At 70.5% G+C, this 16890-nt stretch carries 15 protein-coding genes and 1 pseudogene; 9 read left to right on the top strand and 7 right to left on the bottom strand.

Annotation, left to right across the window (positions count from 1 at the left end; translation table 11 throughout):
• Positions 1-117 precede the first annotated feature (117 nt).
• Positions 118-1593 (bottom strand): aldehyde dehydrogenase family protein, encoded by a 1476-nt coding sequence (locus ACZ45E_RS35815; RefSeq protein ID WP_468229464.1) that lies wholly within the window; start codon positions 1591-1593, stop codon positions 118-120.
• A 98-nt stretch (positions 1594-1691) separates the two neighbouring features.
• The gene (locus tag ACZ45E_RS35810) at positions 1692-2558 is read right to left on the bottom strand and encodes a helix-turn-helix domain-containing protein (protein ID WP_468229461.1); all 867 of its coding nucleotides are present in this window, start codon (positions 2556-2558) and stop codon (positions 1692-1694) included.
• Between the two features lie 256 nt (positions 2559-2814).
• Between ACZ45E_RS35810 and ACZ45E_RS35805 the strand changes: the two genes are divergently transcribed.
• Positions 2815-3306: an ATP-binding protein gene (locus tag ACZ45E_RS35805; RefSeq protein ID WP_468229459.1), complete on the top strand. Its 492-nt coding sequence runs from the start codon at positions 2815-2817 to the stop codon at positions 3304-3306.
• 89 nt (positions 3307-3395) lie between these two features.
• Here ACZ45E_RS35805 and ACZ45E_RS35800 read toward each other — a convergent pair whose 3' ends face one another.
• Positions 3396-3638, bottom strand: coding sequence for a DUF397 domain-containing protein (locus tag ACZ45E_RS35800; protein WP_468229456.1), 243 nt, complete (start codon positions 3636-3638; stop codon positions 3396-3398).
• A gap of 275 nt (positions 3639-3913) precedes the next feature.
• Here ACZ45E_RS35800 and ACZ45E_RS35795 point away from each other — a divergent pair, with 275 nt between their 5' ends.
• Together ACZ45E_RS35795 and ACZ45E_RS35790 are read left to right on the top strand one after the other, a co-directional pair.
• Positions 3914-4450 carry a DinB family protein gene (locus tag ACZ45E_RS35795; protein WP_468229453.1) on the top strand — a complete coding sequence of 179 codons (537 nt, stop codon included), beginning with the start codon at positions 3914-3916 and terminating at the stop codon, positions 4448-4450.
• An 18-nt stretch (positions 4451-4468) separates the two neighbouring features.
• Positions 4469-5083 carry a PadR family transcriptional regulator gene (locus ACZ45E_RS35790; protein ID WP_468229451.1) on the top strand — a complete coding sequence of 205 codons (615 nt, stop codon included), beginning with the start codon at positions 4469-4471 and terminating at the stop codon, positions 5081-5083.
• Between the two features lie 10 nt (positions 5084-5093).
• Here the strand turns inward: ACZ45E_RS35790 and ACZ45E_RS35785 are convergent, their stop codons facing one another.
• Together ACZ45E_RS35785 and ACZ45E_RS35780 are read right to left on the bottom strand one after the other, a co-directional pair.
• Positions 5094-6512, bottom strand: coding sequence for a glutamate decarboxylase (locus tag ACZ45E_RS35785; RefSeq protein WP_468229448.1), 1419 nt, complete (start codon positions 6510-6512; stop codon positions 5094-5096).
• 47 nt (positions 6513-6559) lie between these two features.
• Positions 6560-7858, bottom strand: coding sequence for an ion channel protein (locus ACZ45E_RS35780; RefSeq protein ID WP_468229445.1), 1299 nt, complete (start codon positions 7856-7858; stop codon positions 6560-6562).
• 179 nt (positions 7859-8037) lie between these two features.
• Here ACZ45E_RS35780 and ACZ45E_RS35775 point away from each other — a divergent pair, with 179 nt between their 5' ends.
• Positions 8038-8799 carry a MerR family transcriptional regulator gene (locus tag ACZ45E_RS35775; RefSeq protein ID WP_468229442.1) on the top strand — a complete coding sequence of 254 codons (762 nt, stop codon included), beginning with the start codon at positions 8038-8040 and terminating at the stop codon, positions 8797-8799.
• Between the two features lie 156 nt (positions 8800-8955).
• A pseudogene (locus ACZ45E_RS35770) lies at positions 8956-9633 on the top strand (DedA family protein); the annotation flags it as partial.
• A 57-nt stretch (positions 9634-9690) separates the two neighbouring features.
• On the opposite strand, the gene ACZ45E_RS35765 reads toward ACZ45E_RS35770, so the two are convergent.
• Positions 9691-11355: a threonine/serine exporter family protein gene (locus ACZ45E_RS35765; protein ID WP_468229440.1), complete on the bottom strand. Its 1665-nt coding sequence runs from the start codon at positions 11353-11355 to the stop codon at positions 9691-9693.
• Between the two features lie 169 nt (positions 11356-11524).
• Positions 11525-12016, bottom strand: a complete 492-nt coding sequence (locus ACZ45E_RS35760) for an inorganic diphosphatase (RefSeq protein WP_164303342.1) — start codon at positions 12014-12016, stop codon at positions 11525-11527.
• 179 nt (positions 12017-12195) lie between these two features.
• Here ACZ45E_RS35760 and dacB point away from each other — a divergent pair, with 179 nt between their 5' ends.
• The 4 genes from dacB to hpt all read left to right on the top strand — a co-directional run bounded on the left by dacB (position 12196) and on the right by hpt (position 16776).
• Positions 12196-13722 (top strand): D-alanyl-D-alanine carboxypeptidase/D-alanyl-D-alanine endopeptidase, encoded by a 1527-nt coding sequence (dacB, locus tag ACZ45E_RS35755; protein ID WP_468229437.1) that lies wholly within the window; start codon positions 12196-12198, stop codon positions 13720-13722.
• Positions 13723-13789: 67 nt separating this feature from the next.
• Positions 13790-14944: a zinc-dependent metalloprotease gene (locus tag ACZ45E_RS35750; protein ID WP_468229434.1), complete on the top strand. Its 1155-nt coding sequence runs from the start codon at positions 13790-13792 to the stop codon at positions 14942-14944.
• A 200-nt stretch (positions 14945-15144) separates the two neighbouring features.
• Positions 15145-16161: a tRNA lysidine(34) synthetase TilS gene (gene tilS, locus ACZ45E_RS35745; RefSeq protein WP_468229431.1), complete on the top strand. Its 1017-nt coding sequence runs from the start codon at positions 15145-15147 to the stop codon at positions 16159-16161.
• A 54-nt stretch (positions 16162-16215) separates the two neighbouring features.
• Positions 16216-16776, top strand: a complete 561-nt coding sequence (gene hpt, locus ACZ45E_RS35740; protein ID WP_468229428.1) for a hypoxanthine phosphoribosyltransferase — start codon at positions 16216-16218, stop codon at positions 16774-16776.
• The last annotated feature ends 114 nt before the right edge of the window (positions 16777-16890 follow it).

The following is a 16890-nucleotide window of genomic DNA, read 5'->3' as shown; positions in this document are numbered from 1 at the left end:
ACAGTGGCTCCACACCTACAATCACCACCGCGGACACACCGCACTCGCAGGCAAACCACCCGCCAGCCGCGTCCCCAACCTCACAGGGCAATACAGCTAGGGCCTGTCTGACAGGCCCTAGAACGGGAACCGGCTCCGACCGTGCTGAACCGAGATCCACTTCTGCGTCGTGAAGGACTCCACGGTCGCCTCGCCGTTGAGGCGGCCGAGGCCCGAGCGCTTCTCCCCGCCGAAGGCGACGAGCGGCTCGTCGTGCACGGTGCCGTCGTTGACGTGGATCATGCCCGTGTCGATCCGGTGCGCGAAGGCCACGCCCCGCTCGATGTCACCGGTGTGCACGGCCCCGCTCAGCCCGTACGGGGTGTCGTTCGCGATCCGTACCGCCTCCTCGTCCCCGTCGAACGGGATGAGGAGCGCGACGGGACCGAAGATCTCCTGCCGCAGCACCGGTGAATCGGCCGGAAGCCCGGTCAGTACCACCGGCTCCACGAGGTTCCCGTCCACGCCACCGCGCAGCAGCGCCGTGGCGCCCTCGGCGATCGCCTGCTCGACGACGCCCGAAAGGGCGTCCGCCTGCGTGGAGTTGATGACCGGGCCGATCACGGTCTCCGGGTCGCGCGGGTCGCCCGTCTTGAGCGTCGCCACCTTCGCGACGAACTTCTCCGTGAACTCCTTCTCGACCTTGCGGTCCACGAGGATGCGGTTCGCGGCCATGCAGACCTGGCCCTGGTGGACGTACCGGCTGAAGACCGCCGCGTCCACCGCGTAGTCGATGTCGGCGTCGTCGAGCACGGTCAGCGCGCTGTTGCCGCCGAGCTCCAGCACCGCCTGCTTGAACTGCGAGGCGCAGACCGTCGCGACGTGCTGGCCGACCTTGTCGGAGCCGGTGAAGGAGATGACCTTCGGCACGGGGTGCGTCAGCAGCGCGTCGCCGATCTCGGCGATGTCCGTGATGACGACGTTCAGCAGTCCGGCGGGCAGCCCAGCGTCCTCGAAGATCTTCGCGACCAGCGAGCCGCCGACGATCGGCGTGTTCTGGTGCGGCTTCAGCACGACGCCGTTGCCGAGCGCCAGGGCGGGCGCGACCGACTTGAGCGACAGCAGGAACGGGAAGTTGAACGGCGAGATGACCCCCACCACCCCGACCGGCACCCGGTAGACGCGGTTCTCCTTGCCGTCCACGGGGGAGGGGATGACCCGGCCCTGCGGACGCAGCGCCAGCTGGATCGACTCCCGCAGGAACTCCTTGGCCAGGTGCAGCTCGAACCCGGCCTTGACCCGGGTGCCGCCGAGCTCGTCGATGATCGCCTCGGCTATCTCGCCCTCGCGCTCCTCGACCAGCCGCAGGGCCCGCTCGAAGACGAGACGGCGCGTGTACGCGTTGGTCCGCGCCCACTCCTTCTGCGCCCGCTCGGCCGCCCGGTACGCCTCGTCGACCTCCTCGACCGACGCGACGGTGATGGAGGCGAGCTTGTCACCGTTGTACGGGTTGAAGTCGATGATGTCCCACGACCCGCGCCCCGGGCGCCAGGAGCCGTCGATGTACTGACGGTCCAGTTCGGTGAAGTAGTCCTGAGACGACTGTGACGTCATGGGAAATCCCTTGCTGCTGCGCCGGACACCTGATGTGACGTCATCGTACGGTCGGAAACAGTCAGTTGTGGTCGGACTTCAACCAACTACCGCGCGCCTCAGTCGAATTCGGACGCGATGTGCCGCAGCAGCTCCAGGCTGTCGGCCGGTGAGGGGCACTCCTCCTGCAACCGCGCCATCGCCTTCTCGTACTGGGCGACGTCCTCGCGCTTGTCCAGGTACAGGGCGCTGGTGAGCTGTTCCAGGAAGACGAGGTCCGACAGCTCGGACTCGGGGAAGGTGAGCAGGGTGAAGGTGCCGGACTCGCCGGCGTGCCAGCCGTGGCTGAACGGCATGATCTGGAGCGTCACGTGCGGCAGGTCGGCCACCTCGATCAGATGCTCCAGCTGGCCGCGCATCACCTCGGCCCCGCCGTGCACCCGGCGCAACGCGGCCTCGTCCAGGACGAGTCGGACGTCCGGCGCGCGCTCGGCGACCAGTACCTTCTGCCGGGCGAGACGCAGCGCCACCCGCCGGTCGATGTCCTCCCGGGACGCGCCCCGCATGCCACGCTCGATCACCGCGTGCGCGTACTCCTCGGTCTGCAACAGGCCGTGCACGAACTGCGCTTCGTAGCCGCGGATCAGCGACGCGGCGCCTTCGAGGCCGATGTACGTCTGGAACCAGCCGGGCAGCACATCGGAGTAACTGTGCCACCAGCCCGCGACGTTGGCCTCCTTCACGAGGGAGAGCAACGCGCCGCGCTCGGTCTCGTCGGTCACCCCGTACAGGGTCAGCAGATCCTCGACGTCCCTGGCCTTGAAGCTCACCCGTCCCAACTCCAAGCGGCTGATCTTGGATTCGGAGGCGCGGATCGAGTAGCCGGCGGCCTCCCGGGTGATGCCGCGCGCTTCCCTCAGGCGCCTCAACTGCGAGCCCAACAGAATGCGCCGCACCACCGAGCCGCCCGGGTCCCCAGCGGTCACGTCTCTGCCTCCCCATTGGTTCAAGGGCCGAAGTCTGCCATTAAAACGCTCCACCCCGTACTCGGTCGGTTACAGAAACGGAAAGATCACGAAAGAAGTGCGCAAGAAGTCGTAGGAAGAAATGAGCAAGAAGCGGTACGGGAAGGTCCAAGTCCGGCGCGTGCACGTGCATCTGCCCTTGCATCCGATGTACGCATTCGGAACGATGGCCGTCACCACCGCTCGCTACGTACTGCGAATCTGGGGAGTGCCTCGCATGGGGACGAACGGATCGACCGTGCTCGACCCTTTCGCGGCGTTGCGGCAGAGCCTGCCTCCACTCGAGCACTCGGCCGTCTCCAGTTCCGCCTCGTGCGCGTTGCCCGCACGCTATGAAGCAGTGCGCAGCGCACGGCAGTTCACCCGCAGGACGCTCGACGACTGGGACGTCCCCGAGCGCTTCGACGACATCTGTCTCGCCGTCTCCGAGCTGGTCACCAACGCGCTGCGGCACGCGCTTCCCGCGGACTTCCCTGACGACCAGGACCCGCCGGTGCGGCTGCACCTGATGCGGTGGGCGTCACGGGTCGTGTGCGCGGTGCGCGATCCCAGCAACGACAGCCCGGTGGCCGGGGACACCGAGGGCGACTTCGCGGCCGAGTCCGGGCGCGGCCTGTTCCTCGTGGAGTCGTTCAGCGACAGCTGGGGCTGGCATCCGCTGGCCGGTGCGCTGAGCGGCAAGGTGGTCTGGGCCCTGTTCAGGTTGTGAAGCCGGGCCGGTCCTGGCGTACGGACGAGTAGGCCGGATCAGGTCCCTCGTCTACGCGCGTCGAGGGTCTTCTCCCGAGGTGTTCCGGGTCAGGCGCCGGCTACCAGGTGGTCGAACTCGCCGTCCTTCACACCGAGCAGCAGGGCCTCGATCTCGGCGGGCGTGTAGACGAGCGCGGGCCCGTCGGGGAAGTTCGAGTTGCGCATGGCGACCTTGCCGCTGGGCAGTCGGGCGAACTCCACGCAGGAACCCTGCGAGTTGCTGTGCCTGCTCTTCTGCCAGACCACTCCGTGCAGCTCCGAGGCCGCCATGCCGTTGTACGCGTGATGCACGGTTCGCTCCCCGGTGGTGCTGTGACTGCGGATGACCCTGTGAGGGGTGTGAAGGCGGGGATCAACTGTCCCAACTGTCCAGGAGCATAGCCGCGTTCATATGCCGATGCATGGGCAGATGCACGTGCACGCGCGGTGTTCCCGCGGTTACAGGCCAGAGGGCCTGTGCCCTGGCGAAGGCCCGCCATGCCACCCTAAAGCGGTCACGATCTGACCTACATGGCGCATACCTTTCTGGATGTCGGCACAAGCCGGCGCGACGAGAGGCGACAGCCATGGTCATGCACGTGAACCCCGAAGCCCGCGGTGACGAGCGCGGAGCCCTGCTCGCCTTCATCGCCGAACAGCGGGGCGGCGTCCGCCGAGCGCTGCTCGGCCTCACCGACGAGCAGGCGTCGTCCAGGCCGAGCGCGAGCGAGCTGTCCCTCGCCGGGCTCCTCAAGCACGTGGCCGAGGTCGAGCAGGGCTGGATCGCGCGGGCCCGGCAGGTCGCCCCCGACACCGAGCGCACCGCCGACACCTGGGGCGACAGCTTCCGGCTCGTCGGCACCGAGTCGGTCAAGGAGATCCTGGACTACTACGACGACGTCGCCCGCCGCACCGAGGAGTTCTTCCTCGCGGCGCCCAGCCTCGACGACACGTTCCCGCTGCCGCCCGATCCGTGGTTCTTCGGCTGCCCCGCGGTCTCGGTGCGCTGGCTCGGACTGCACCTGATCCGCGAGACGGCCCGGCACGCGGGCCACGCCGACATCATCCGCGAGTCGCTGGACGGGAAGACGGCGTTCGAGCTGGTGGCACTCGCGCAGGGCTGAGGTCATACGCTGGCCCGCATGTCAGCGATCCGCCTCCTGGTCCTCGGCGCCGTGCGCGGGCACGGCCGCGCACACGGCTACCAGGTGCGCGGCGACCTGGAGTACTGGGGCGCCCACGAGTGGTCGAACGCCAAGCCCGGCTCGATCTACCACGCCCTCAAGCAGTTGGCGAAGCAAGGACTGCTGCTCGCGCACGAGACGGCCCCGTCGACGGCCGGCGGGCCACCGCGCACCGAGTACGAGATCACGGAGCAGGGCACCGAGGAGTACCTCACCCTGCTCCGCACCTCTTTGACCTCGTACGACCAGCGTCCCGACGTCCTGACGGCCGCGCTCGGCTTCATGGTGGACCTGGAGCGCGAGGAGGTCGTCGCGCTCCTTGCGGAACGGGTCCGCCGCATCGAGGAGTGGCGCGCCTCCGTCACCGGCTACTACACCCCCGAAGGCGGGCCAGGACAGCTCGGCCACATCGCCGAGATCATGAACTTCTGGGTGCACTCGGCCGACTCCGGCGCGGAGTGGACCCGCGATCTCATCAGCCGTATCGAGAGCGGGGCCCACACCTTCGCCGGCGAGGGCGAACCGTTCGTCGGGGTGCTCGCGGACGGCCAGGAGAACCCGTACGCCCGGTGAGCGGCCCCCGCTAGTGATGGAACCCGGTGGCCGCCTGCTTGTCGTGGGTGAGGGGGTGCGGCTGGCGCCGCAGCTCCGGGAGGAGCGCGGCCAGGTCCTCGACCAGGAGCTGCGCCAGGTCCGCCGAGAACCCGTTGCGGCACACCACCCGCAGCACCGCCAGGTCCTCCCGGTGCGCGGGGAACGTGTACGCCGGGACCAGCCAGCCGCGTTCCCGCAGCCGCCGCGACACGTCGAACACGTCGAACGCCGTCACGTCCGGCGCCGTCGTGAACGCGAAGACCGGCAGTTCGTCGCCGCGCGTGACGAGCCGGAAGTCGCCGAGCGCCTCGATGCGTTCGGCCAGGCCCCGGGCGACGTCGCGGGCCGCCTGCTGGACCGCCCGGTAGCCCTCGCGGCCCAGGCGCAGGAACGTGTAGTACTGGGCGACCACCTGCGCGCCGGGCCGGGAGAAGTTGAGGGCGAAGGTCGGCATGTCGCCGCCCAAGTAGTTGACGCGGAACACGAGTTCCTCGGGGAGCGCGTCCGCGTCGCGCCACAGGGCCCAGCCGACGCCCGGGTAGACGAGGCCGTACTTGTGCCCGGAGGTGTTGATCGACGCGACGCGCGGCAGCCGGAAGTCCCAGACCAGCTCCGGGTCGAGGAACGGCGCCACCATCGCACCCGACGCCCCGTCCACGTGCACCGGGATGTCGAGCCCGGTGCGCTCCTGGAGGGCGTCGAGCGCCGCGCACAGCTCGGCGACCGGCTCGTAGGAACCGTCGAAGGTGGAGCCGAGGATGCCGACGACGCCGATCGTGTTCTCGTCGCACAGCTCCGCCGCGGCCGCCGGGTCGAGGTGGAAGCGGTCGCCCTCCATGGGCACCTGACGGGCCTCCACCTCCCAGAAATTGCAGAACTTCTCCCAGCAGACCTGCACGTTCACGCCCATGACGAGGTTGGGCCGGGCCTCGCGCGAGGGGTAGCGGTCCGCGTTGCGCCGCGCCCAGCGCCGCTTGAGCGCCATGCCGGCCAGCATGCACGCCTCGCTGGACCCGGTCGTCGAACAGCCCACGGCGGCCGACGGGTCCGGCGCGTTCCACAGGTCGGCGAGCATCGCCACGCAGCGCTTCTCCAGCTCGGCGGTGCGCGGGTACTCGTCCTTGTCGATCATGTTCTTGTCGCGGCACTCCGCCATCAGCACGTCGGCCTGCGGCTCCATCCAGGTGGTGACGAAGGTGGCGAGGTTGAGACGCGAGTTCCCGTCCAGCATCAGTTCGTCGTGGACGAGCTGGTACGCGGTCATGGGCGCGAGCGGCTTGTCCGGCAGCCGGTGCTTGGGCGGGGCGTCCACCATGCCGGCCGTCGGATCGGCCTCCCCGTAGAAGGGGTTGACGGCGAGGTGGCGCTCGCCGGCCTTGTCGGACGGGCTCTGATGCAGCGGCGACATGACGGTAACTCCTCTGCTGGGTACGGGCTTTCGGGCCGGCGGTGTGTTCAGCGCAACGGTGTTCCGTCCTGCGACAGTTGCATCTGCGGCCGCCCCGTCACCAGGAGCCAGGCGGGCAATGACGCGATGCACAGCAGGGCGAGGATCGCGGGCGAGGCGACGAGCACGGCGGCGGTGAAGAGGCTGACCCAGCCCTGCCGGGTGATGGCGAGCAGCGTGCCGAGGACGCCCGCCGCGACGCCGACCGACACGTGCACACCCGGTACGAGCGCGTGCGCGCACATCCCGAACGCGGCGCCGATGAACACGGCGGGGAAGATCCGGCCGCCGCGGAACCCGCACGACGCGGCGACCAGCAGCGCCGCCAGCTTCACCACGGTCATCCCGGCGAACTCGCCCGCCGACCAGCCGTCCGGGTCGGCGGCCAGCTCGCCCACCTCGTGCAGCCCCTTGAAGAGGGTGAGATGTCCACCGAGCGCACCCAGCAGGCCGAGCACGAGCCCGCCGAGCGGCAGCATCAGCATCGGGTGCCGAAGCCGCGCGAAGCCGCCGTGGACGTAGGGGAACGCGTGGACGGCGGCCATGCCGAGCACGGCGGCCGCGCAGGACACCACGATCGCGGCCAGCAGATCGCTCCAGCCGGGCCGGCCGAAGGGCGGCAGCCCCAGGTCGAAGGAGGGCGAGGCGACCAGCGTCGTCGTCAGCGCGCCCGCGGCGGCGGCGAGCAGCGGCGCGAAGAGGTTGTCCCACAGCGACCCCCTGATCGGCATGGGCTTGCCGGCCAGCGCCTCGGAGACGACGAGGGCCGCGGCGACCGGGGTGCCGAACAGGGCGCCCAGCGTCGCGGCCGAGGCGAGCGCCACCCACAGCGCGCCCGGCGCCTTCGGCAGCACCTTCCTGCCGAGCCAGAACGCCAGCGCGACATTGGTGGCGATGATCGGGTTCTCCGGGCCGAGGCTGGGTCCGCCCGCGAGCATCAGGGCCGTCGCGACGACCAGTCCGGGCAGCACGTACGGCGGCAGCGGTTCCTCGCCGCCCAGGCCGAGCGTGGCCGGGTCGGGCCCGGCGTGCCCGGGGGCCTTCCACACCACGAGTCCGACCAGGACGCCGGTGGCCGTGAGCAGCACGATCGTCCACAGCGCGCCGTACCCGCCGACCCCGAGCGCGTCGGGCAGATCCGTCCAGAGCGCGTCCTGGAGTTTCTCGGCGATCCCGCTCACCGCGAGGAACAGCAGACTGCATCCGACGCCGACCGCGAGGGCGGGCAGGACCAGTGGCAGCAGGGTGCGAGCGGAGACGGTGGGCTGGGCGGCCGGGGGCGGCGCTTCGACGGCTTCGTTGCTCACGGCGCCACCCTAAGCGGACATAAGGAGCAAAACACCCGGAGGATCGTGCGGGCGACGGGGCGGAACGCCGAGGCGCGGGCTGCACGGGCCGCACGGGCTTGCACCTCACGTGGCGTGAGGAGCCAAGCTGAAGCACGTACGACGACGGGAGCCGGAAACGGACGAGAGGGGCGCGGCGCATGAGCTACCCGGTGGGACAGGTGGCCGGGTTCTCCGGCGTCACGGTGCGCACCCTGCACCACTACGACGAGATCGGCCTGCTCGTCCCGGGCGAGCGCAACCACGCGGGCCACCGCCGCTACAGCGAGGCCGACCTGGACCGGCTCCAGCAGATCCTCTTCTACCGGGAGCTCGGCTTCCCGCTGGACGAGGTGCAGGCCCTGCTCGACGACCCGACGACGGACCCGCGCGCCCACCTGCGACGTCAGCACGAGGTGCTCGTCGCCCGTATCGAGAGACTCCAGAAGATGGCCGAGGCCGTCGAACACGCCATGGAGGCACAGAAGATGGGTATTCAGCTCACCCCCGAGGAACGGTTCGAGGTCTTCGGGGAGAAGGACCCCGGGCAGTACGCCGAGGAGGCCGAGCGGCGCTGGGGCGGCACGGAGGAGTACGCCGAGTCGCAGCGGCGGGCCGCGGCCTACACCAAGGCCGACTGGCAGCGGTTGCAGGCCGAGGTCGACGACTGGAGCGCGCGGTACGCGGCCCTGGTCGCGGCCGGCGAGGACGCGACGGGCACGGCCGCCATGGACCTGGCCGAGGAGCACCGCGTCCACATCTCGACGTGGTTCTACGAGTGCCCGTACGCGATGCACATCTGTCTCGGCGACATGTATGTGGCCGATGAGCGCTTCAAGGCGTTCTACGACTCCATGGGCGAGGGCGTCGCCCAGCACCTGTGCGACGCGATCCACGCGAACGCGGTCCGGCACACGGCCTGAAGTACATACCGACAGGTTTGGCACAGTTGCCGCACAGTGCATCCTGAGAGGGCCACTGGAACCTGGCAGGGACGATCGGCGTTGATAACTTTGCATCGCCATTGCCTTGCCTGACCCTGTTCTGTTGTTCCCCAAGCCCCTCAGGAGCCCGGACCCGTGACGACGCTTGCTCTCGGACCCAGCTGGCTGGACCCGGACTACCTGCTGAACACGTTCGGCATCTGGGGTCTGCTCCTGATCGTGTTCGCCGAGTCGGGCCTGCTGATCGGCTTCTTCCTGCCGGGCGACTCGCTGCTGTTCACCACAGGGCTGCTGATCACCGCCGGCACCATGGACTTCCCGCTCTGGGGTGCGGTCGCGCTGATCTGCCTCGCCGCGGTCCTCGGCGACCAGGCGGGCTATCTCTTCGGCAAGAAGGTCGGCCCGTCGCTCTTCCGCCGCCCGGACTCCAAGCTCTTCAAGCAGGAGAACGTGCAGAAGGCGCACGAGTTCTTCGAGAAGTACGGCCCCAAGTCGCTGGTCCTGGCCCGCTTCGTGCCGATCGTCCGCACGTTCACGCCGATCATCGCGGGCGTCTCCGGCATGAAGTACCGCTCGTTCATCACGTTCAACGTGATCGGCGGCGTCCTGTGGGGCGCGGGCGTGACGCTGCTCGGCTCCTGGCTGGGCAACATCGCGTTCGTCCACAAGAACATCGAGGCGATCCTGATCCTGATCGTCCTGGTCTCGGTGGTCCCGATCGCCATCGAGTTCCTGCGGGCGCGCGGCAAGTCGAAGAAGGCGGCCCGCTCGCAGCCGGGCACCGCCGCGGACCCGGCCCAGACCCCGGCCCAGCGCGGCCGTCACGCCAAGCGGTAGACCCCGGGGCGCTCCCCATGGAGGGGCAGCGCCCTAGAAACCCCGGGTCCGCTTCGCCGCCCGGCGGTTCGCCGCCCCCGGCGAGCGGATGAACAGCCGGGAGATCTCGCCACCCAGGTTGACCCCGATCGCGATGGCCATGGCCAGCGCGGCCGCCTTGGACAGATAGACGAGCCCCTGGTTCACGTCGTTGTGGGCGATCGCGAGCAGCCCGAAGTACGTCGCGGAACCAGGGAGCAGCGGCCCGATCGCGGCCGTGACGTAGGGCAGCGCCGACGCGAACCGGTACCGGGAGAACAGCTGGCCGAAGAGGCCGACGAGCCCGGCCGCCGCCGCGGTGGAGGCGACCGGCGAGATCCCGCCCGCGTCGTGCATCGCGCCGTAGACGACCCAGGCCACGCCCCCGTTCAGCGTCACCGCGAGCACGGTCGAGCGCTCCTGCTGGAGCAGCACGGCGAAGGCGAGGGAGAGCGCCATCGACGCGGCGATCTGCCAGTACGGCCGCGCGACCGGCGTCAGCGCCGCCTCGGGGTTGAGCCGCGCGTGCAGCTGCACCCCGACGTACAGCATGATCAGCACGCCGATGACGATGCCGACGAAGAAGTACATGACCTCCAGGAGCCGCGCGGAGGCCGTGATGTAGAAGCCGGTCAGCCCGTCCTGCACGCCCGCCACGAGCGCCCGCCCCGGCAGCAGCGCGAACAGCCCACCGGTGATCACCGCCGACGCCTTCACGTCCACGTTCGCGAGCGTGAGCAGCAGCCCGATCCCGGCGGGCGGCATCGCGGCCACCGTGAACTGGTAGAACTCCGGGAACCCGCGCCCCGCGCACAGCCACGCCAGCCGGTCGCCCAGCATCGCGCCGAGCGCCGCGGCGACGAACACCAGCGGATCACCGCCGACGAGGATCGAGGCGGAACCGGCGAGCAGCCCGTTCGCCCCGGTGAGCGCCCAGCCGGGGTAGGGGTGCCGGTTGCGGCGGATCTCCGCGAGGCGCCGGTACGCCTCCTCCAGCGTGACGTCGACCTCGTCGTCCTCGTCGCTGATGTCGTCGACGAGCCGGAACACCGCCGCGAGCCGGTTGTAGTCGGTGCCGCGGCGGCGCACGGTGCGCGACGCGGTCACCGGGTCGTCCACCAGCGACGGCTGGAAGGTGATCGACAGCAGGGTGAAGGTCACGGTCGGCTCGCACCGGTCGAGCCCGTAGGAGCGGCACACGGCGAACATCGCCGCCTCCACGTCCTCCGCGCCCTCGCCACCGGCGAGCAGCAGCTCCCCGATACGCAGCGTCAGGTCGAGCACGCGCGGCACGGCGGGCCCCGCGTCGTCCTGCTTCTGCGCCGGTTCGGGCGCGGGCCGCTCGGCGACCGGCATCCGCAGCATCGTGCGCATCCGGTCCTGCCAGGGCGCCTCCTTGGTCAGCTTGACCATGGGGATGCCGTGCGCCGGGGTGAACGCGACCGGCGACTGCCGCGTGCTGTAGGTCCGCGGCGGGGTGAACGCGGACCCCTCCGCATCGGCCGCCTCGGGCGTCTGCACGCTCAGCCCCTGGGGGAGCGCGAACTCCGAGGTGGTCGACGACTCCTCGTCGGCCACCGGAGCCGCCGCGACCACCCCGATGGGCTGCGTGAACTGACTGCGGGCCTCGTCGGACTGCGGCTTGCGGTCCTCCGGGGCCTCGGACTCCCGCTCCGTCACCTGTGTGGCACCTCTGTGGTTCCTTGCTCTTCGCCCATTCACGTACGCCTATGCGCGTACGTCCATGTACGTATGCGTCTGCCTCCCGTACGCCTCAGTATGCGCATGAATACACGAACGGGCCGCACGCCCCGGCGAGGGTCGTGCGGCCCGTTCGTGAACGATCCGGTCAGTGACCGCCCTGGTCCTGAGCGCGCTTGTAGGAACGCTCGATCTCGGCCTCGGCCTCGGTGCGCCCCACCCAGTCGGCGCCCTCGACGGACTTGCCGGGCTCCAGGTCCTTGTAGACCTCGAAGAAGTGCTGGATCTCCAGGCGGTCGAACTCGGAGACGTGGTGGATGTCGCGCAGGTGCTCCATGCGCGGGTCCGTCGCCGGGACGCACAGCAGCTTGTCGTCGCCGCCGGCCTCGTCCGTCATCCGGAACATGCCGATGGCGCGGCACTTGATGAGGCAGCCCGGGAAGGTCGGCTCGTCCAGGATGACCAGGGCGTCCAGCGGGTCGCCGTCCTCGCCGAGGGTGTTCTCGACGAAGCCGTAGTCCGTCGGGTAGGCGGTCGAGGTGAACAGACGACGGTCCAGACGGATCCGACCGGACTCGTGGTCGACCTCGTACTTGTTCCGCGATCCCTTCGGAATCTCGATCGTGACGTCGAACTCCACCGGTGGCTCCTCCATGATCAACACATTACGACTGGTGGTACTGCATCTCCCGGGGGATGACCCCCGGACCCCCGGCCGACTCGGGAGCCGGTGCGCAGCCCGGAAGTGATCGCGCGGTGAGGGGCAGTGGTTAAGTGTCCCTCACGCAGGTGTGTGATCGCGAAAGGGGCTGGTCCTCGGTGCCGGAGCTGAAGGCTTCGCAGCTCTTGTCGAGCGCGGCGAAGACCGCTGCCACGTCGGTCGTGAAGGCGAGGACCAAGCACGTCACGGTGGGTGCGACGGCGGTGGGCCTTGCCCTCGCGGCCGTCGTGGTGGCCACGACCGGTCCCTGGGACGGTTCCGGTCAGCGTAAGGCCGAGGCGGTCCGGGCGGCCTCCCAAGAGGCCGGGGGTGGCGTAGATCACGGCGGTGCGCCGGGGACCCGCCCCGGAACGCCGTCCGCCGCGCCCAGCGCCCCCGCGGTCCTGGCCGCCCCCGGCGCGTCGGTGCCCGGCCCGACGCGGCGCGCCCTGGCCGACGTACTGGACCCGCTCCTGAAGGACCCCTCGCTGGGGACGCGCCGCACGGCCGCGGTCGTCGACGCCGTCACGGGGGAGCTGCTCTACGGGAAGGCCGCGGGGGAGGCGCTCACCCCCGCCTCCACGATCAAGCTGGCGACGGCCGTCGCGGCCCTGACGGCGGCGGGCCCCGACCACCGCATCGCGACCCGTACGGTCCTGGAGAAGGGCCCGGGGGAGGGCTCCGGCAAGGCCCCGGGGAAGCTCTACCTGGTCGGCGGCGGGGACCCCACGCTGACGGCCCGTCAGAAGAATCCTTACGGCGCCGCGAGCCTGCGCACCCTCGCCGACAAGACGGCCGCCTCCCTCAAGAAGAGCGGCACCACCGAGGTCACCCTCGCCTACGACACCTCGCTGTACTCCGGGCCCCCCACTCACCCCATCGGCCCCAACGAGAACCTCGCCCAGGTCACCGCTCTGATGGCCGACGAGGCCCGCACCGACGACTCCACCAGCGGCCCGGCCCAGCGCGCGGCCGACCCGGCGGCGTCGGCGGCCCGGACCTTCGCCGGCCTCCTGCACGACCGCGGCATCAGCACCACGGGCGGCGACCCGGGCCAGGACAAGGCGTCCGACCGGGCCGAGGACCTCGCGAAGGTCGAGTCGCCGCCCCTCTCCGCCCTGGTCGAACGCATGCTGACGCACAGCGACAACGACATCGCCGAGGCCCTCGCCCGGCAGACCGCCGTCGCCGCCGGCGAGAGCCACGACTTCGACGGCGCGGGCAAAGCCGTCCACGAGCAGCTGGCGAAACTCCGCCTCCCCCTCTCCGGCACCCGGTTCGCCGACGGCAGCGGCCTCGACCGCACCGACAAGATCTCCGCGGACCTGCTCACCGGCCTGCTCGCCAAAGCCGCCGAGCCCGACCGCCCCGCACTGCGCTCCGTCCTCACGGGCCTGCCCGTCGCCGGCTTCACCGGCACCCTCAGCAGCCGGTACGCGGACGAGGCCGACGCCTCGGGCACCGGTCTCGTCCGCGCCAAGACCGGCACCCTGACCGGCGTCAACACCCTCGCCGGCACGGTCGTCGACGCCGACGGACGACTCCTCGTCTTCGCGTTCATGACCCAGGGCGCCCCCGGCCCCCAGTCGGCCCAGGCCACCCTCGACCGACTCGCCTCCTCCGTCGCCAACTGCGGCTGCCGCTGAGCCGAACCAGGCCGCCCCGCGGGCTCAACCTCCTCCGTGTACGGAAGGGGTCACGTACCGTTGACGCATGACGAGCCTCGGCGGTGCTGCTTCAGCAGGGATGGTGGACTGGAACCTCGCGGTGGCCACCGCGACCCGACTCGTACGACCCGGCCCAGAGGTCAGCCGCGACGAGGCACGCGCCATCGTCGCGGAACTGCGCCGGCACGCGAAGGCGTCCGAGGAGCACGTGCGCGCGTACACGCGCATGGCGACGGAGGACGCGCACGACACCCCGGTCCTCGTCGTGGACCGGGCGGGCTGGGTGAAAGCCAACGTCGAGGGCTTCCGGGAGATCCTCAAGCCCCTCCTCGACAAGATGCAGGAACGCAGGTCCGGCCCCAGCAGCGCCGTGCTCGGCGCGGTCGGCGGCAAGGTCACCGGCGTCGAACTCGGCATGCTCCTGTCGTTCCTCTCCTCCCGTGTCCTCGGCCAGTACGAGACCTTCGCCCCCGCCTCCCGCGACCTCCCGGCCGGGCCGAACGGCGGCGGCCGGCTCCTCCTCGTGGCGCCGAACATCGTGCACGTGGAGCGGGAGCTGGACGTCGACCCCCACGACTTCAGGCTCTGGGTCTGCCTCCACGAGGAGACACACCGCACCCAGTTCACGGCCGTGCCCTGGCTGCGCGCCCATCTGGAGGGCGAAATCCAGACGTTCCTCGCCGAGACCGAGGTCGACCCCTCGACCTTCCTGGAGCGCCTCAGGGAGGCCGCCCAGTCACTCGCCGGCGGCCGCCCCGAAGGCGAGGAGCACGAGGGCGCCGACGGCGGACGCTCCCTCGTCGAGCTTGTCCAGTCCCCGGCCCAGCGCGAGATCCTGGCCCGCCTCACCGCCGTCATGTCCCTCCTCGAAGGGCACGCGGACTACGTGATGGACGGCGTCGGCCCCGCCGTCGTGCCGACGGTCGGCGAGATCCGCGAGAAGTTCCAGCAGCGCAGGCAGAAGGGCGCCTCCCGGCTCGACCTGGCGCTGCGCAAGCTCCTCGGCCTCGACGCCAAGCTGCGCCAGTACCGCGACGGCGAGCGGTTCGTCCGCGCCGTCGTCGACGAGGTCGGCATGGACGGCTTCAACCGGATCTGGACCTCGCCCAACACCCTCCCGACCAAGGCGGAGATCGCCAAACCGGCGGACTGGGTCGCGCGGGTGCACAACAAGGCGGACGGCGCTCACGACGCTCCGTAGTCCACGCACGAAAATGCTCAGGATCACCCATCCGAGGGACCGTGGCCCGTGGGTGGGCGTGCGATGCTCAGGGAATGGCTCGGCTCTGTCACCATCGACACACTCTGCGTGACCATCTGCACCGGATCACCGTTGAGCGACCAAGCCATCTCTCTTTCTGGCGCCCACCCCCCTAGACAACGGAATGAAGGGAACCGGACATGGGTCCCCATCCTGCGGTCGCGGCGATACGCCTGGCGGTCCGCCGCGTCCTCCACGACATCCTCAGCGCACAGTCCAAGACCCCCACCGGTGAGCAGCCCCTCGTGCTGGTCGCCTGCTCGGGCGGCGCCGACTCCATGGCGCTCGCCTCGGCCCTCGCCTTCGAAGCACCCAAACTCGGCATCCGCGCCGGTGGCATCACCGTCGACCACGGTCTGCAGCCCGGCTCCGACACCCGTGCCGCGGACGTTCTCCTGCGCCTGACCGCCCTCGGACTGAGCCCCGTCGAGTCCGTCGCCGTCCGGGTCGGCCGCGCCGGAGGCCCCGAAGCCGCCGCCCGCGACGCCCGCTACGCCGCCCTCGACGCCGCCGCGGACCGCCACGGCGCCGCCGGTGTCCTGCTCGGCCACACCCGCGACGACCAGGCCGAAACCGTCCTGCTCGGCCTCGCCCGCGGCTCCGGCATCCGCTCCCTGTCCGGAATGGCGCCCGTCTCCGGCAGGCCCGGGGCCCTCGGCCGGTACCGCCGCCCCTTCCTCCAGCTCGACCGGCAGACCGCCCGCAAGGCCTGCCTGGTGCAGCACCTGCCCGTCTGGGACGACCCGCACAACACCGATCCGGCCTACACCCGCTCCAGGCTCCGCCACGAAGGGCTGCCCGCCCTGGAGAAAGCGCTCGGCAAGGGCGTCGTCGAGGCTCTCGCCCGTACGGCCCAGCTCTCCCGGGACGACGCCGACGCCCTGGACGCCTGGGCGCAGCAGGCCGCCGACTCCGTACGGGACGCGGCCGGGCTGCTGGAATGCGCCAAGCTCTACGCGCTCCCGCCCGCCGTACGCCGCCGCATCCTGCGCAGGGCCGCCATCGAGGCAGGCGCCCCGGCCGGCGCGCTCTTCGCCCGCCACATCGAAGAGGTCGACCGCCTGATCACCGGCTGGCGGGGCCAGGGAGAGATCAACCTCCCGGGCAAAGTCGTCGCCCAGCGGCAGGGTGGCAGACTGGTCATCCGGCAAGGCTGACCAGAGACCACGATCTCGGTGGGCTCCGAGTGGCCGGTGTGACGACCGAAAGTGATGCGGGTGGACGCGAAAGACATGGGCACCGACCTTCAGTCGGTGCTCATCACCAAGGAAGAGATCGACGCGAAGCTGGCTGAGCTGGCCGCGAAGATCGACGCGGAGTACGCGGGCAAGGACCTGCTGATCGTCGGAGTGCTCAAGGGCGCCGTCATGGTCATGGCGGACCTGGCGCGCGCCCTGGCCACCCCCGTCACGATGGACTGGATGGCGGTGTCCTCGTACGGCGCGGGCACCCAGTCGTCCGGCGTCGTGCGGATCCTCAAGGACCTCGACACCGACATCAAGGGCAAGCACGTCCTGATCGTCGAGGACATCATCGACTCCGGGCTGACGCTCTCCTGGCTGCTCACGAACCTCGGTTCGCGCGAGCCCGCCTCCCTCGAGGTGTGCACGCTGCTGCGCAAGCCGGAGGCGGCCAAGGTCGACATCGACGTGCAGTGGGTCGGCTTCGACATCCCGAACGAGTTCGTGGTCGGGTACGGCCTGGACTACGCGGAGAAGTACCGGAACCTGCCGTTCGTCGGCACGCTCGCGCCGCACGTGTACGGCGGCTGAGCACGCGCCGGACGGCCGGGAACCCTGAGGGGCTCCCCGCCGTTGGAGCATGCGAAGGGCCGTTTGTCGGTCGTCCCCTGCGGCGTCGGGTGACAATGCTGGGGTACCGTCCGA

The sequence above is a fragment of the Streptomyces sp. NPDC030991 genome, assembly GCF_055571235.1.
The sequence above is the reverse complement of the archived record's forward strand: the minus strand, read 5'-3'. Positions and strand labels throughout refer to the sequence as shown.

What these genes read in the sequence shown, in the direction of transcription:
- ACZ45E_RS35750 (WP_468229434.1), top strand. Translation starts at nt 13,790, where the DNA reads ATGACGAGCCTCGGCGGTGCTGCTTCAGCAGGGATGGTGGACTGGAAC.
- hpt (WP_468229428.1), top strand. Translation starts at nt 16,216, where the DNA reads ATGCGGGTGGACGCGAAAGACATGGGCACCGACCTTCAGTCGGTGCTC.
- ACZ45E_RS35790 (WP_468229451.1), top strand. Translation starts at nt 4,469, where the DNA reads ATGTCAGCGATCCGCCTCCTGGTCCTCGGCGCCGTGCGCGGGCACGGC.
- ACZ45E_RS35795 (WP_468229453.1), top strand. Translation starts at nt 3,914, where the DNA reads ATGGTCATGCACGTGAACCCCGAAGCCCGCGGTGACGAGCGCGGAGCC.
- ACZ45E_RS35775 (WP_468229442.1), top strand. Translation starts at nt 8,038, where the DNA reads ATGAGCTACCCGGTGGGACAGGTGGCCGGGTTCTCCGGCGTCACGGTG.
- ACZ45E_RS35785 (WP_468229448.1), bottom strand. Translation starts at nt 6,512, where the DNA reads ATGTCGCCGCTGCATCAGAGCCCGTCCGACAAGGCCGGCGAGCGCCAC.
- ACZ45E_RS35815 (WP_468229464.1), bottom strand. Translation starts at nt 1,593, where the DNA reads ATGACGTCACAGTCGTCTCAGGACTACTTCACCGAACTGGACCGTCAG.
- ACZ45E_RS35805 (WP_468229459.1), top strand. Translation starts at nt 2,815, where the DNA reads ATGGGGACGAACGGATCGACCGTGCTCGACCCTTTCGCGGCGTTGCGG.
- tilS (WP_468229431.1), top strand. Translation starts at nt 15,145, where the DNA reads ATGGGTCCCCATCCTGCGGTCGCGGCGATACGCCTGGCGGTCCGCCGC.